The following is a 13512-nucleotide window of genomic DNA, read 5'->3' on the forward strand; positions in this document are numbered from 1 at the left end:
CCCCAGGCCCCGACCCCGGGCCTCAGGCACCACCCCGATGTAGGCCACCTCGGCCTCTTCGTCCCCCAGCTCGAGCTCGGCTAGGCCCACCGCCTGCCCCTTTCGGTCGTAGGCTAGGAAAAGCTCCACCCCGGCCTCCAAAAAGTGCTGGCAGAGCTCCTCGTCGGTCCAGCGCAAACGCAGGCTCCAGCCGTCCTCAGCCCGGCTGTAAAGCTCCCGGTAGACCTCGGGTTCGCAGCGCGCCACCCGTTCAATCCGAAAACCCCGGGGCACCGGATAGGAAAGGCCGGTGCGGGCAATGGTGAAGAAGTAGGTGGTGTGCTGGGCAGAAAAGCCCATCCCCTCCAGAAGCTCCCGGAGCTTGAGGTTGCAGGCCTCGGGAAAGGCGTACAGGGTAGGGTAGCCCCGCTGGCGGGCCTTGCGGATCAGGTGGACCAGCAGCGCCCGGCCATTTCCCCCTCGGACAATGGGGCCCTCAAGCGCCGCCCCATCCCAGAAGGGCACCAGGCCCCCATAGCCTTCCACCCGGCCTCCCTCGAGCCAAACCCAGGCCTGCTCCCCCTCCCCCGCCAAAAGCTCCCACCAGAGCCCTTCTGGGGTACGGGCCTCTGGGGCTAGGGCCCGGCGCTCAGGGGCCTGGTCCATCCAGGCCAAGAGTTCGGCGAGCTGGGAAAGGTGCTGCTGGGCCACCGGCCGGTTCACCGCACACCCCCACAAATGGCGTTTTGTGTATTGTACTACGGCTGTTTTTGTTAGAATCGGGCCACGCAAAATGAGCCCCTACGTCCTATTTGTCGTCAACCCCGCCGCCGGGCGGGGCAGGGTCGGCCAGATGCTGGAGCGCCTGGAGCGCCTCATCCACCAGCAGGCCAGTGGCCTAAAGGTTGAGGTGGCGGTAACCCAACGCCCCGGCCACGCCACCGAGCTAGCCCAGCAGGCCCCACCCCAAAGCCGGGTAGTGGCCGTGGGCGGCGACGGCACCGTGCACGAGGTGGTGCGGGGTCTGGTGGGCTCGGACAAGGTCCTGGGGGTGGTGCCCATCGGCAGCGGCAACGACTTTGCCCGGATGGTGGGCCTTCACCGGCTCGGCTTGGAAGGCGCAGTGGAGGCCGCACTGCGCGCCCCGGCGCAACCGGTGGACCTAGGTCTGGTCAACCAGCAACCCTATGGGGCCAGCCTGGGCATCGGGTTTGACGCCGCGGTGGCCCGCAAGGCCTTGGAGGCCCCCACTTTTCTGCGGGGCATGCCGCGCTACCTGTACTCCCTCTTCGGGGTGCTTCGGGAGCTCGAGCTGCCCCACCTGGAGCTTTACCAAGACGACCACCTGGTCTACCAAGGTCCGAGCCTGCTGGTGGCGCTTATGAACGCGCCCACCTACGGCGGGGGCATCCCCATCGTGCCCCAGGCCGTGCCCACCGACGGGCGGCTCTCGGTGGCGGTGGCGGGCAGGTTCAGCCGGCTGGGGGTGGTGGGCATCCTGCCCCGCCTGCTCACAGGCCGGCACGTCCACCATCCCCGGCTGCGCTTTTTCCAGGGGGAGGCCTTCCTGGTTCGCTTTGACCGCCCCGTCCCCGCGCACACCGACGGTGAGCTCATCCCTCCTTCCAGCGAATACCGGGTGCGGGTGCTGCCAAAGGGCCTGGCGGTGGCCGGCTTTGCAGGGTGATGTATAACCACACCGACCACGGGCCGGCTTGGTACAGTAAGTACACAGGGCTCAGCGCCCCTACGGGAGAGGATCAGCGTTGGTGAACGAGGCTAGCTGGAAGCTATTCGCACCGCTCTCAATTGAAGGGGCCACCCTCCTGATTGAGCACCAGGACCTGCCCTCGGGCATGGCCATCCGGCTGGGAGGGGCGGGGGGGGTGGTGCTCAAGCCCCAGGAAGCCCAGGAGCTCCTGCTCAACCTGCTCACCGGCGAGTCTTGGGTCAGCAGCCGGCTGGTCTGGGCCGCTCCTCGCCTGCACATCGGCCAACGGGGCTACAACCTGAACGAGCGGGCCAAGCTGGCCCTAATTGAAGCCCTGCAGGCCCTTTTGGTGGAGTCGCAGGGGACCGCCATCAACCCCATGCCCAAGGAAACCTGGCAGCGGGCCCTGCTCGAGCTCTCCCGGCAGCGCTTTATAAACGTGGAGGAGGCCCTGCCCAAACTGGGGGAGATGCTCATCGGGCTGGGGCTCAAGGGCCTCTGCCTCTGGCTGCGGGAGGGCAACCAGACCCTCCTGAAACCCGTGGGGCAGTACCCCGAGGCCGCCCCCCTCGAGGCCCTCTCCCCGGAGCGCCAACCGGTCTACTTCCAGGTCCTCGAACACAACCTTCTCATCGCCGCCGAGGACGCCCGCCAGGACGCCCGCATGAACGAGCTGAGGGAGGTGCTGTTGGGCCGCGGGCTGGGCGCGGTGCTGCAAGTGGTTCTGCACGGCGAAGGCGGTCTGCGGGGGCTTCTTTGGATTGAGAGCCTGCAGCCGCGCAAGTGGAACCCCAGCGACGAGACCATGGCCCTAGCCGTGGCCCAGGTCATTGAGCGCATCCTGCGCCCGTTGGGAAACGAGCTCAACATCCAAACCCCTGAGCGCCGTACCCTCGCGGTGCGGCGCGGCGAGTTTGAAATCAACCTGGCCCAGGCGCTTTCACTGGCCCAGCGGCATGGCCGCTCGTTGGCCCTGCTGCGCATCCGAATAGAGGGCATGAACCGGGCCCAGACCGAGCAGGCTGCCCGTGAGATCGCCTACACCCTGCGACAAAGCGACTCCCTGGCCTACCTGGGGGAGCAGGGCTTTGCCCTCTTGCTCTCCGAGGTGCGCTTTACCGCGGGGGCCAGCCGGGTAGCCCACCGCCTTTTGGGGCGGCTCAGGGCCGCTTTGGCCGGGCTCAAGGTGGGCATCGGGATTGCCATGTATCCTCAGGACGCCACCAGCCCAGAGGGCCTCTGGACCCAGGCCGAGCAGGCCTGCGCCAAGGCGCTGGAGAGCGGGGGGGGCATCCGCCTCCTAACCCCGGGGGCCAGCGAGTTCCAGGAGGCCCTAAACCAAAACAGCCTGACCCTGCACTTCCAGCCGGTCTACAGCCTGGGGGACCTTGAGCTCGCCGCGGTGGAGGCCTTGGCCCGCTGGCCCAAGCCTAAAGGGCTCTACCAGGCTGGGGAGTTCCTTCCCTTGGCCGAGCAGGTGGGCTTGCTCAGCGCGCAGGACCGCTGGACCCTAGAAAAAGTTCTAGACCAGGCCGCGCTCTGGAAGCCCTCTGGGGTAAACGCCCGGTTCAGCGTGAACATCTCCGCGGAAACCCTGGCCGATCCCAACTTCCCCACCCTGCTGCAGGAGATGCTCTCTGCTAAACGGCTTCCCGCCGACACCCTGATCCTGGAATTCAAGGAAGAGGCCATCCTAAGCGACCTGGAAACTGCCAGCCGCAGCCTGGAAATCCTAAAGCACCTCGGGGTGGCCATCGCCTTGGACAACTTTGGGACCAACCCCCTACCCCTCACCCAGCTCCGCCGCCTGCCGCTGGACTGGATTAAGCTCAACCCGGCCCTATCCACCTCGGAAAACGCTCCACTGGCCAAAGCCGCCATTGAGATGGTGCGCGCTGTGGGGGCCAAAGCGGTGGCCAAGGGGCTGGAGGAGCAGTCCCAGCTCACCCGCATGAAGGAGCTGGGCGCCGATCTCGGCCAGGGCCACATCCTGGGCTGGCCAGTGCCCGCTGAGGACCTGGGGGCCCTTCTGGTCTGGGGCATCGGCTCCTAAGCCATGACCGAGGGCGCCTTTTTGCTGCTCCGGCTGTTCTTTTGGCTTCTGCCGGGCCTGCTGGCTTTCCTATGTGGGCGGGCCTTTTGGAAGGGGCGTACCCGGGTCGCCCTGGGCCTGCTCACCGTCGCCCTGCTGGCGGCCTCCTTGAGCAAGCCTTTCCCGGCGGGCCTGGCCTCCCTCCTCCTCGGGGGCCTGCTCGGGCTGGTCCCTCCCCGGCCCTCCCGCTAGGCCTACTTCCTCCCAAAATCGGCTGGATTCTCGCCCCAGCGCTCGGTCTGCCACTTGAGGATGGGGTTGGTGTAGGCATTAGCACGCAGCCACGCCTCTGCCTCGGCGATGCGCTCAAAAAGCTCGGCGTTGGCTGGGGTCCGGTCCAGGCCGGTGCGGGCCCTTTTCCCCTTGACCCAGCGGATGGCGTTTAGGGAGTCGGTGTAGATGGGCCAGTCCCAGCCCCTTTCCTTACAGAGCCTCAGGGCCTCCACGATGGCCAAGAACTCCCCCACGTTGTTGGTCCCCTGAAGGGGGCCCTGGCGAAAAAGCTCCCGGCCCGTAGCGGTTTCCACGCCGCGGTACTCCAGCTGCCCGGGGTTGCCACTGCAGGCCGCGTCCACCGCCAGGCTGGGGATGATGGGGGGAGGCCCAGAGGGCCTCCTCCTCGGCCGGGGCCTTGGGTGCTCCTCCGGCCCCCTCAAAAGGGCCCGCTGGGCTTCGGCGAGGCTGGCAAAGGCCTTGTACCGGGCCCCGGGGAAGCCCTTGACCTGGGCCTCCGCCTCCGCCCAAGAACCAAACACCCCGGTTTGGCGCCCTTTCCAGACCACGTAGTACCGGCCCACCAGGCAGAGTCTACCCTAGCCCAGGGGTTGAAAGCTCAGGGAACTCCTGGAGGAACCGGGCCAGCTTGGGCGCAATCACGAAGGCGCAGTAAGGCTTGTGGGGGTTCCGGCGGTAGTAGCCCTGGTGGTACTCCTCGGCCGGGTAGAAGGCCTCAAAGGGAACCAGCTCGGTCACCAGGGGCTTATCCCAAACCTGGGCCGCCTCGAGCCGCCGCATGACCTCCTGGGCCTCCTCCTTTTGGGTGGGGGAGTGGTACAGGATGATGGAGCGGTACTGGGGGCCCACATCGGCACCCTGCCGGTCCTTGCTGGTGGGGTCGTGGATGGCAAAAAAGACCTCCAAAATCTGGCGGAAACTGACCTCAGCGGGGTCAAAAGTGAGCTGCACCACCTCGGCGTGACCGGTCTGCTGGCTGCAGACCTGCTCGTAGGTGGGGTTGGGCAGGTGGCCCCCCGCATATCCCGGGACCACCCGGCGCACCCCCCTCACCCGCTCAAACACCGCTTCCAGGCACCAAAAACACCCGCCCCCCAAAGTGGCTACCTCGAGCCCAGCCATTCCTCCCTCCTCAGTCCGCCGCCGCAAAGCGGGATGGGAAAAGCGGCCGGGCCTGTTGGACCAGCCGCCCCCTTAGCTCCAAGAACCGCTCCTTGGCCTGCTGCCCCAAGAACCCCGGTGGGGTGAGCTCGGGGGGCAGGCCAGGGTCCAGGAAGAGGTTCTTTCGGGCCTGATGAATCATATGGGTCAGCCGCGCAAAGGCCTCCTCGGGGGTTTTAGGCTGCGACACGGGCTGGGCCAGGAAAGCCTGATAGCGGGCCTGGGCCTCCTTGAGGTTGAAGGCTTTCTCCACCAGCTCTGCAGAGGGCGTGGCGGAGAACCGCTCGGCTTGAAAGAGTTCCACGTAGTTTTGAAGACCATAGAAGCCCACCAGGTCGCGGGCCGCCTCGAGCGAGGCGTTGGGGCTTACCCAGACCCCTGGGGCAGGGGTACCGAAGCCCAGAAGAATCAGCTCGTTGCGGAAACGGTCGCGCACCGTGCGCTTGGCCTCAGGAACCGCATACACCAGAATGCGCCAGCGGCCATCCCAAGGGGCCCCGTAGCCATACAACCGCTCCCTCACCCGCTCCACCTGCCAGGCCACCCGAGGAGAGAGCCGATAGTAGGCGCGCCGGCCCTCCTTCTCCGGAATTATCCAACCCCGCTTCACGCTGCGAGAGACCGCGGCCCGCACGGCGGGCTCGCTAAACCTCAGCAGCTGCATCCAGCGAATCAGGTCACCCACCCAAGCCCGGTTTTCCGGGTAGAGGTACTCCATGTAGAGGGTGAACAGGTACGACCGCGCCCGCATCGGGCCCAGTCTAACCCCAAGGGCCCTACCCCGCCAGGCAGGTAGCCCAAAACCCACCCAACAACCGAAGGGAAAAGGGCATCACCATTGGGTGTGTAAGGGGTCCTGTTCCTGGCTGTTTGGGCGGCGCAAAGGGGCTTCGTACCGGCCAAAGTACCCCTTGGAGGTCACCAAAACCCCCTCGCCTGGCCGTAGCTGGTTGACCACCAGGCCCAGCACCTGGGCGCCAATCCGGGTTAGGTTGTCCACTGCCACCCTCAGGCCGCGCCGGCTGGTGATCCCTACGCTGACCACCACCAGCACCCCCGAGACCTGGGGGGCCACCACCAGGGTATCGGTCACCGCCAGCACCGGAGGGGTATCTATGACGATGGTGTCCCACTCCCCCGCCTCACGCAAGCGGCGCAGGAAGGGGCGGAGCTGTTGAGAAAGCAGCCCTGAGGGGTCGTCCACGCTCTGCAAACAGGGCAGCAGGGAGAGCCCCCGCTCCACCTGGTGGGCGGCAACGCCGAAGAGCGGATCCCGCAACACCGAGACGACGTCTGGCCCGCTTTTTACGCCAAACTCCTCATGCAAAACGGGGCGGTGCAGGTCTAGATCAATGAGCAGGGTGCGCTTTCCGGTGCGGGCGTAGGCCCGGGCCAGGGCAATGGCCACGCTGCTCTTGCCGTCCTTGGCCTCTGGGCTGGTCACCGCCACGATCTTGGGGTCATCCTCGCTCATCAGCCCGCGGTTGACGTAGGTGCGCAGGTAGCTGGCCGCCTCTTTAGGCAGCTCGCGGCCGGGGCCCAATAGCCGGGGAAACTCCCCCAACACCTGCAGTCCGGTGAGCCCCATAGCCTCCTCGCTGCTGCGCACCGTGCGCACCAGGGCCTCCCGCAAAACAAAGAGCAAAACCCCCAGGGCCAAAGTGAGCATTCCCGCCAACAGGGCGTTGAGCAGCGGACGGGGCGCCACCGGCCGAAGGGGCACCTCGGCCAGGTCAAGCAGGCTGAGCTGGCCGGTGGCCCCCTGCTCCAGGGCCCGCACCAGGTCCAAGTCGCGCAAAAGGCTCCCCTGCAGGCTGCGCAGCCCCTCCCGACGCTCAGGGGAGTTGGCGCTCCGCTCCAGGTCGGCCTGCACGGTGCGGAGCTGGGCCTCGAGCGAGACCCGGTACCGGCTAAAGCTGCCCCGCACCCGCTGGTCGTCCCAACGGCGCAGGGCGTCGGCCCACTCGTTGGCCAGCCGGGCGGCTCGAGCCGGATCGTTGTCCCGCACGCTCAGAATGACGATACTAGACTGCCGCCCCTCCACGGTGCGCACCCGCAGCCGGCGGCGGAACTGCTCGAGGGTCTCCCGGCCCTGGGAGCCGCCGAGGGTTTCCTTGAGCACCTGGCTGCTCAAGGCCGCCTCGCGGTAGGCCTGGCTGTCCAAAGGGCTGGCGACGGGCAGGCTGTTGAGCCCGCTGGAGAAGGCGGTGGGCTGGGCCGCCAGAAGCCGGGCAGTAGCCTGGTAGACCGGGGTCTGCAAGCGGGAGAAAAAGTAGACCGCCAGCGTAACCCCCGCGCAGAGCAAAAGCAGAAGCCAGCCATACCGCCAAAGCTGCTTGGCAAGCTCGTTGAAGTCCACCCTAATCAGGCCCGGAAGCTCCCTCATTTGGACCGGATTGTACTACGAAAAAAACCCCAACCCCATCGTAAAAATGGGCATTACCCCGGGCTTCACGCAGCAAATCCGCCCCAGAGGCTATAGGCCCAGGGGCGGCTGTGGGGGTTACTTGGGATTAACGCTGGGCGTTGCGCCAGGCTTAGGGCTGCAGGCGCTCGTAGGCGGGCAGGGTGAGGAACTCCTTGAACTCGGGTTGTAGGACCAGCTCATCCAAAAGCTCGGCCGCTGCTTCCAGGTTCTTCAACCCCCCCAGCTTGGCCATCTCCTCCTGCTTGAGCTGCCGGTAGAGTTCTGGGGTAAAAGGCCGCCCGTCGTCCAGCTTCGCCCCCTTGCGCAACCACTGCCAGAGCTGGGAGCGAGAGATTTCGGCGGTAGCCGCGTCCTCCATCAGGTTAAAGATGGCCACCGCCCCGCTCCCCCCAAGCCAGGCCGCGATGTACTGCAGCCCTACGCTGATGTTGTTGCGCACCCCAGCCTCGGTGATCCTGCCACCCGGCACCTCAAAATTGAGCAGGTCCTGGGGCCGCACCTTCCCGTCCACATCCTCCCGCAGGCGGTCTTTTTGGTGCGGCTTTTCCCCTAGCACCCGGTCAAACACCGCCATCGCCACCGGCACCAGGTCGGGGTGGGCCACCCAGGTACCGTCAAACCCATCCCCCGCCTCCCGCTCCTTGTCCTTGGTGACCTGCTCAATGGCCCGGGCGTTCACCTCGGGGTCTTTGCGGCTGGGGATGAACGCCGACATTCCCCCGATGGCGTGGGCCCCCCGCTTGTGGCAGGTACGGACCAAAAGCTCGGTGTAGGCCCGCATGAAGGGTACGGTCATGGTCACCTGGGCCCGGTCGGGAAAGAGCACCTCGTGGGTGGCGAACTTCTTGATGCAGCTAAAGATGTAGTCCCAGCGGCCCGCGTTGAGGCCAGCGGCGTGCTCACGCAGCTCATAGAGGATTTCCTCCATCTCAAAGGCGGCCAGGATGGTCTCTATGAGCACTGTGGCCCGGATGGTGCCCCGTGGGATACCTAGGTAGTCTTGGGCGAAGTTGAAGACCTCGTTCCAAAGGCGGGCCTCCAGGTGATTCTCCAGCTTGGGCAGGTAAAAATAGGGTCCGCTGCCCCGCCTCAGGAGCTCGTGGGCGTTGTGGAAGAAGTACAGGCCAAAGTCAAAGAGGCTGGCCGAAATGGGCTCCCCGTCCACCAGAAGGTGCCGCTCCAAAAGGTGCCAGCCCCTGGGGCGCACCACCAGGGTAGCGGTCTTCTCCGCAAGCCGGTACTCCTTTTCCGGGGTGCTCAGGCTAATCGTGCGGCGCACCGCGTCCATCAGGTTCTGCTGGCCCTGTACCACGTTTTCCCAGGTGGGCGAGAGGGCATCCTCGCAGTCGGCCATGAAAACCTTGGCCCCCGAGTTGAGGGCGTTGATCATCATCTTGCGCTCGGTGGGCCCGGTGATCTCCACCCTGCGGTCGTTGAGGTCAGGGGGCGCAGGCGCCACCCTCCATTCCCCCTCCCGGATAAACCGGGTATGCTCCAAAAAGCCCGGTTTTTCCCCAGCCGCTATGCGCCGAGCCACCTCCGCGCGGCGCTGAAGCAAGCCTTTCCTCAGCGCGCCAAACTCCCGCTGTAAGCCCGCCAGAAAGGCCAGCGCTTCTGGGGTCAGCACCGACTCAGAGGCGGGCAGCCTAGGGCCTAGTATCTCCACACCACGGGGCATCTCGCTCATAAGCCTCTCCTTTTCCCCACCTTCGCCGTCCAAGCCTAGCGCCCGCCCACGGCATTTGTCAATAGATGACGCTGTTTTGCATCTATTGAAAAATATCGGCCCCTGGCTTAGCCTGCTGAAGTATGGAAGCCAAACGCCGCCCTGGGCGCAGCCGCAAGACCGAGGTGGGGGAGGTGAGGACGCTCGAGCGCGGTCTACACCTCCTGGAGGTGCTCTCTGAAGCCGAAACCCTATCCCTCTCCGAGCTGGCCCGAAGGACCGAGCTCTCCCCCAGCACCACCTACCGGCTCCTAGAGACCCTACGCCGGAGGGGTTTTGTGGACTGGGACGAGGGCAAAGGGCTGTGGAAGGTGGGCCTGCGGGCCTACCAGGTGGGGTCGGCCTTCCTAACCCGGGGAGGGCTGATTGAGGCCGCCATGCCGGAGATGGAAAAGCTGGTAGACGAGCTGAACGAAACCGTGAACCTGGCTGTTCTAGACGGCAACGAGGTGATCTATATCGCCCAGGTGGAGGGCCGGCAGCTCATCCGCATGTTCACCCGCATCGGGGCCCGGGCCCCCATCTACTGCACCGGGGTCGGCAAGGCCTTGCTTATGGAGCACTCCGAGGCCGAGGTGCGCCGAATCGTGGGGGCTGGCCCCTTTAAGCCCTACACGGCCAAGACCATCACCACCCTAGAAGGCTTCCTAGAAACGCTAAAAGAGGCCCGGCAGAGGCGGTACGTACTGGACGACGAGGAGCGGGAAGATGGGGTGCGCTGCATTGCCGCCCCTATCCACGACAACCGAGGGAAGGTGGTGGCCTCCATGTCCCTCTCGGCCCCTACCACCCGCGTGCCCGACGAACGGCTGCCCGCGCTGGGGGCCCGCATCCGTCAGGCTGCCGACGCGGTCTCCATCCGGCTGGGCTGGTCGCCCCACCTCACCCCCGGCTAGGCCCTGCGGCTAACCCACCCGTGCCTGCAGGTACTCCCGCTCCCCGGCCACAATCCGGCGGGCCAGCTCCACGTCCTTGGGGTACTCCTTACCCCGGTTGATGAGGTAGGTTTCATAGCGGCCGATCTCAAAGCGCTCCACCACGTACCCCAGCGCCTTGCCCAGATCAAATTCCTTACAGGAGAAAATATCCACGCTGATAAAGCGCTGGGCCGGGAAGGTGTGGATGGCAATGTGGCTCTCCGCGATGATGACCACCCCCGTGATTCCCTCAGCCTGCCCCAAGGCGGCCGGGTAGCGCTGCACCACCGGGGGCAGCACCTTGGTCATCTCCATCTCCTCGGGCAGCCGGTCCAAGACCTCCCGGACCAGTTCGGGGTCGGCCAGCTTTGCTGCGTTGGCGTGGTAGCCGTCAATCATCAGGTGCGGGCCAAAACCAAACAGTTCCAACCTCGTAACCTCCCAAAAGCCGGCGGGGTTCCCCGCGGCTCTTGTCAGACGGCCACCCGGGCCTCTTGACAGCCCCCCATTATGGGGTAGGGGGGGTGGGTGTCAATCTTGGCGCTGAAGGCTTTTCCTACCGAGACAAAGCCCATCCAGGCCGGAGGACTTCGGAATAATTACACCATCCGACGCTTTGTAGGCCCCTTTAGTTTCCCACCCTCCCCCAGAACGGGTATAGTTAGAGGGATGAGCGCGAAACCTGTAACGGGTACAGAGAATCGGCAGACGGAGCGGCAGGACAACTGGTGGATTGAGCCCCTGTTCACCGTGCTGAGCCTGGGCTTGTTTGGGGTCTACGCCCTCTGGGTGGCCTGGAACCGACAGCACTTTGAGTACGGACCCTACCTATCCCCCTTCTACTCCATACCTCTACCCGGGGTCCACGCCAAGGACCTGGAGTGGTTGCCGATCTCTCCAGCTTTCCTGGTGCTCTGGATTCCCCTGGGCTTCCGGGCCACCTGCTACTACTACCGGAAAGCCTACTACCGGGCCTTCTTCTGGGACCCCCCGGCCTGCGCAGTGCCCGAGCTGCGCAAGGCGTACAAGGGGGAGCGGGCCTTCCCCTTCGTGCTCAACAACCTGCACCGCTACTTCTGGTATCTCTCGGTGCCGGTGGTGGCCTTCCTTTGGTACGACGCCATCCGGGCCTTCTTCTTTGAGGACGGCTTCGGCGTGGGGGTAGGCAGCCTGATCATGCTGGGGAACGTTATCCTTCTCTCCTACTACACCTTCTCCTGCCACGCCTGGCGGCACCTGGCGGGGGGCTGCCTCAACTGCTTTTCCAAGCACAAGACCCGCTACACCCTCTGGCAGCGCATCACCCGCATCAACGAGGGCCATGGGTTCTGGGCGGTCATCAGCATGCTTTCGGTTTGGTTCACCGACGTCTACATCCGCCTCTGCTCCATGGGCACCATCACCGACATCCGGCTTTTCTGAAGGAGCCAGATATGGAGTCCTACACCATTCACGACTACGACGTGCTGGTCATCGGCGCGGGAGGGGCCGGTCTACGGGCAGCCATCGCGGCCATGGAGATGGGCGCCAAGGTGGGCGTGGTCACCAAGAGCCTCCTGGGCAAAGCCCATACCGTAATGGCCGAGGGGGGTATGGCCGCTGCCCTCGGCAACGTGCGCCCAGAGGACAACTGGAAGGTCCACTTCCGGGACACCCTCAAGGGTGGCGGCATGCTCAACAACTGGAAGATGGTGATGAACTACACCAAGGAGGCCCCGGAGCGGGTGCGGGAGCTCGAGCGCTGGGGGGCGGTCTTTGACCGCACCCCAGACGGCAAAATCAACCAGCGTAACTTCGGCGGCCACTCCTACCCGCGGCTGGCCCACGTGGGCGACCGCACCGGCCTCGAGCTCATCCGCACCCTGCAGGACCACGCGGTCAAGCTGGGCGTTCACGCCCACATGGAGACCACCATCTACCGCCTCCTGACCGACGCCGGCCGGGTGGTGGGGGCCCTGGGCTTCAACCGCCAGACCGGCGAGTTCCTGGTCTTCCGGGCCAAAGCGGTGGTGCTGGCCACCGGAGGCCTAGGCCGCATCTACCAGATCACCTCCAACTCCTGGGAGTGCACCGGGGACGGCTTCTCCCTGGCCAGCATGGTGGGGGCCGATCTGATTGACATGGAGTTCATCCAGTTCCACCCCACCGGCATGGTCTGGCCGCCCAGCGTGATGGGCATCCTGGTCACCGAAGGGGTGCGGGGCGAGGGGGGCGTGCTCAAGAACAGCCTGGGACGGCGCTTCATGTTTGACAACATCCCCGAGCGCTACAAGGGGGAGTTCGCCGAGACCGAAGAGGAGGCCGAGCGCTGGCTCCAGGGGGACCGGAGCGCCAGGCGGCCCCCAGAGCTGCTAACCCGGGACGTGGTGGCCCGGGCCATCCGCAAGGAGGTCAACGAAGGCCGGGGCAGCCCCCACGGCGGGGTCTTCTTGGACATCGCCAGCCGGCGGCCAGCCGATTACATCAAAAAGAAGCTGCCCAGCATGTACCACCAGTTCATGAAGCTGGGCAACCTGGACATCACCAAGGAGCCCATGGAAGTAGGCCCCACCTGCCACTATGTGATGGGCGGGGTACGGGTGGACCCCGACACCCAGGCCACCAACGTGCCGGGGCTGTACGCCGCGGGGGAGGTAGCCGGCGGGCTCCACGGGGCCAACCGCCTAGGGGGCAACTCGCTTTCCGACCTGGTGGTCTTTGGCCGCCGGGCCGGGATGGCCGCCGCTGAGTACGCCGCGCAGCAGACCGGCTCGTTCCAGGTAGACGAGGCTCAGGTGCGGGCCTACATCGCCGAGGCCCTCCAACCCTTCAACAACCCCCAGGGCGAGAACCCCTTTGCCCTTATGAAGGAGCTTCGGGCCTCCATGCAGAAAAACGCGGGCATCATGCGCGAAGAGGGGGAGCTTAAGGCCCAGCTTGACATCCTCGCTGACCTTAAGAAGCGGGCCTGGAACACCTCGGTCTCCGGGAGCCGGGCCTACAACCCCGGCTGGCACACCGCGCTGGACATCCGGCTGATGGTGGAGGTCTCGGAAGCGGTGGTGCTGGCCGCGCTGGCCCGCAAGGAGAGCCGGGGGGGCCACGCCCGCCTGGACTACCCCGACCCCGACCCCCACTTCGCCAAAATCAACCACGTCATCAAGCGCAACCCCGATGGCAGCCTGAGCGTGGTGGCCGAGCCGCTGCCCGAGATGCCCGAGGAGCTGCGCAAGATTGCTGAGGCCAAAGACCTGAAGGAGCTGAGCGAAATCGTAGGAGCCTGAA

At 65.6% G+C, this 13512-nt stretch carries 13 protein-coding genes; 6 read left to right on the top strand and 7 right to left on the bottom strand.

Annotated features, from left to right (window positions below; all coding sequences use genetic code 11):
• The coding region (locus tag Mlute_RS02580; RefSeq protein WP_147371023.1) for a GNAT family N-acetyltransferase at window positions 1–702 on the bottom strand (702 nt) is incomplete at its 3' end.
• 70 nt (window positions 703–772) lie between these two features.
• Here Mlute_RS02580 and Mlute_RS02585 point away from each other — a divergent pair.
• The 3 genes from Mlute_RS02585 to Mlute_RS02595 all read left to right on the top strand — a co-directional run bounded on the left by Mlute_RS02585 (window position 773) and on the right by Mlute_RS02595 (window position 3974).
• The gene (locus Mlute_RS02585; RefSeq protein WP_119359195.1) at window positions 773–1666 is read left to right on the top strand and encodes a diacylglycerol/lipid kinase family protein; all 894 of its coding nucleotides are present in this window, start codon (window positions 773–775) and stop codon (window positions 1664–1666) included.
• Window positions 1667–1748: 82 nt separating this feature from the next.
• A complete protein-coding gene (locus Mlute_RS02590; RefSeq protein ID WP_119359221.1) occupies window positions 1749–3743 on the top strand; it encodes a GGDEF domain-containing phosphodiesterase in 1995 nt (664 codons plus the stop codon).
• Between the two features lie 3 nt (window positions 3744–3746).
• Complete coding sequence (locus tag Mlute_RS02595) at window positions 3747–3974, top strand: hypothetical protein (protein WP_119359196.1); 228 nt, start codon at window positions 3747–3749, stop codon at window positions 3972–3974.
• Between the two features lie 2 nt (window positions 3975–3976).
• On the opposite strand, the gene Mlute_RS02600 is transcribed toward Mlute_RS02595, so the two are convergent.
• The 5 genes from Mlute_RS02600 to aceB all read right to left on the bottom strand — a co-directional run bounded on the left by Mlute_RS02600 (window position 3977) and on the right by aceB (window position 9292).
• Window positions 3977–4579, bottom strand: a complete 603-nt coding sequence (locus tag Mlute_RS02600; RefSeq protein ID WP_245958824.1) for a ribonuclease H1 domain-containing protein — start codon at window positions 4577–4579, stop codon at window positions 3977–3979.
• A gap of 10 nt (window positions 4580–4589) precedes the next feature.
• Entirely contained in the window at window positions 4590–5138 is a 549-nt protein-coding gene (gene msrA / locus Mlute_RS02605; RefSeq protein ID WP_119359197.1) for a peptide-methionine (S)-S-oxide reductase MsrA, read from the bottom strand.
• A 10-nt stretch (window positions 5139–5148) separates the two neighbouring features.
• Window positions 5149–5928, bottom strand: coding sequence for a PaaX family transcriptional regulator (locus Mlute_RS02610; RefSeq protein WP_119359198.1), 780 nt, complete (start codon window positions 5926–5928; stop codon window positions 5149–5151).
• 81 nt (window positions 5929–6009) lie between these two features.
• Window positions 6010–7563 carry a Wzz/FepE/Etk N-terminal domain-containing protein gene (locus tag Mlute_RS02615; RefSeq protein WP_119359199.1) on the bottom strand — a complete coding sequence of 518 codons (1554 nt, stop codon included), beginning with the start codon at window positions 7561–7563 and terminating at the stop codon, window positions 6010–6012.
• A gap of 151 nt (window positions 7564–7714) precedes the next feature.
• Window positions 7715–9292: a malate synthase A gene (aceB, locus tag Mlute_RS02620; protein WP_182482456.1), complete on the bottom strand. Its 1578-nt coding sequence runs from the start codon at window positions 9290–9292 to the stop codon at window positions 7715–7717.
• 122 nt (window positions 9293–9414) lie between these two features.
• On the opposite strand from aceB, the gene Mlute_RS02625 reads away from it, so the two are divergent.
• On the top strand, window positions 9415–10227 hold the full coding sequence (locus tag Mlute_RS02625; RefSeq protein ID WP_119359200.1) for an IclR family transcriptional regulator: 813 nt from the start codon (window positions 9415–9417) through the stop codon (window positions 10225–10227).
• A 9-nt stretch (window positions 10228–10236) separates the two neighbouring features.
• On the opposite strand, the gene speD is transcribed toward Mlute_RS02625, so the two are convergent.
• On the bottom strand, window positions 10237–10677 hold the full coding sequence (gene speD / locus Mlute_RS02630; protein ID WP_245958825.1) for an adenosylmethionine decarboxylase: 441 nt from the start codon (window positions 10675–10677) through the stop codon (window positions 10237–10239).
• 240 nt (window positions 10678–10917) lie between these two features.
• Between speD and Mlute_RS02635 the strand changes: the two genes are divergently transcribed.
• Together Mlute_RS02635 and Mlute_RS02640 are read left to right on the top strand one after the other, a co-directional pair.
• Window positions 10918–11670, top strand: coding sequence for a succinate dehydrogenase (locus Mlute_RS02635; protein ID WP_119359202.1), 753 nt, complete (start codon window positions 10918–10920; stop codon window positions 11668–11670).
• Window positions 11671–11681: 11 nt separating this feature from the next.
• Window positions 11682–13511 carry a fumarate reductase/succinate dehydrogenase flavoprotein subunit gene (locus Mlute_RS02640; RefSeq protein ID WP_119359203.1) on the top strand — a complete coding sequence of 610 codons (1830 nt, stop codon included), beginning with the start codon at window positions 11682–11684 and terminating at the stop codon, window positions 13509–13511.
• The last annotated feature ends 1 nt before the right edge of the window (window position 13512 follow it).

It is taken from the genome of Meiothermus luteus, assembly GCF_003574085.1.
GTDB lineage: Bacteria > Deinococcota > Deinococci > Deinococcales > Thermaceae > Meiothermus > Meiothermus luteus.

Coding starts and splice junctions, on each gene's coding strand:
- Mlute_RS02595 (WP_119359196.1), top strand. CDS start 3,747: ATGACCGAGGGCGCCTTTTTGCTGCTCCGGCTGTTCTTTTGGCTTCTG.
- Mlute_RS02610 (WP_119359198.1), bottom strand. CDS start 5,928: ATGCGGGCGCGGTCGTACCTGTTCACCCTCTACATGGAGTACCTCTAC.
- Mlute_RS02615 (WP_119359199.1), bottom strand. CDS start 7,563: ATGAGGGAGCTTCCGGGCCTGATTAGGGTGGACTTCAACGAGCTTGCC.
- msrA (WP_119359197.1), bottom strand. CDS start 5,138: ATGGCTGGGCTCGAGGTAGCCACTTTGGGGGGCGGGTGTTTTTGGTGC.
- Mlute_RS02640 (WP_119359203.1), top strand. CDS start 11,682: ATGGAGTCCTACACCATTCACGACTACGACGTGCTGGTCATCGGCGCG.
- Mlute_RS02635 (WP_119359202.1), top strand. CDS start 10,918: ATGAGCGCGAAACCTGTAACGGGTACAGAGAATCGGCAGACGGAGCGG.
- Mlute_RS02625 (WP_119359200.1), top strand. CDS start 9,415: ATGGAAGCCAAACGCCGCCCTGGGCGCAGCCGCAAGACCGAGGTGGGG.
- aceB (WP_182482456.1), bottom strand. CDS start 9,292: ATGAGCGAGATGCCCCGTGGTGTGGAGATACTAGGCCCTAGGCTGCCC.
- Mlute_RS02585 (WP_119359195.1), top strand. CDS start 773: ATGAGCCCCTACGTCCTATTTGTCGTCAACCCCGCCGCCGGGCGGGGC.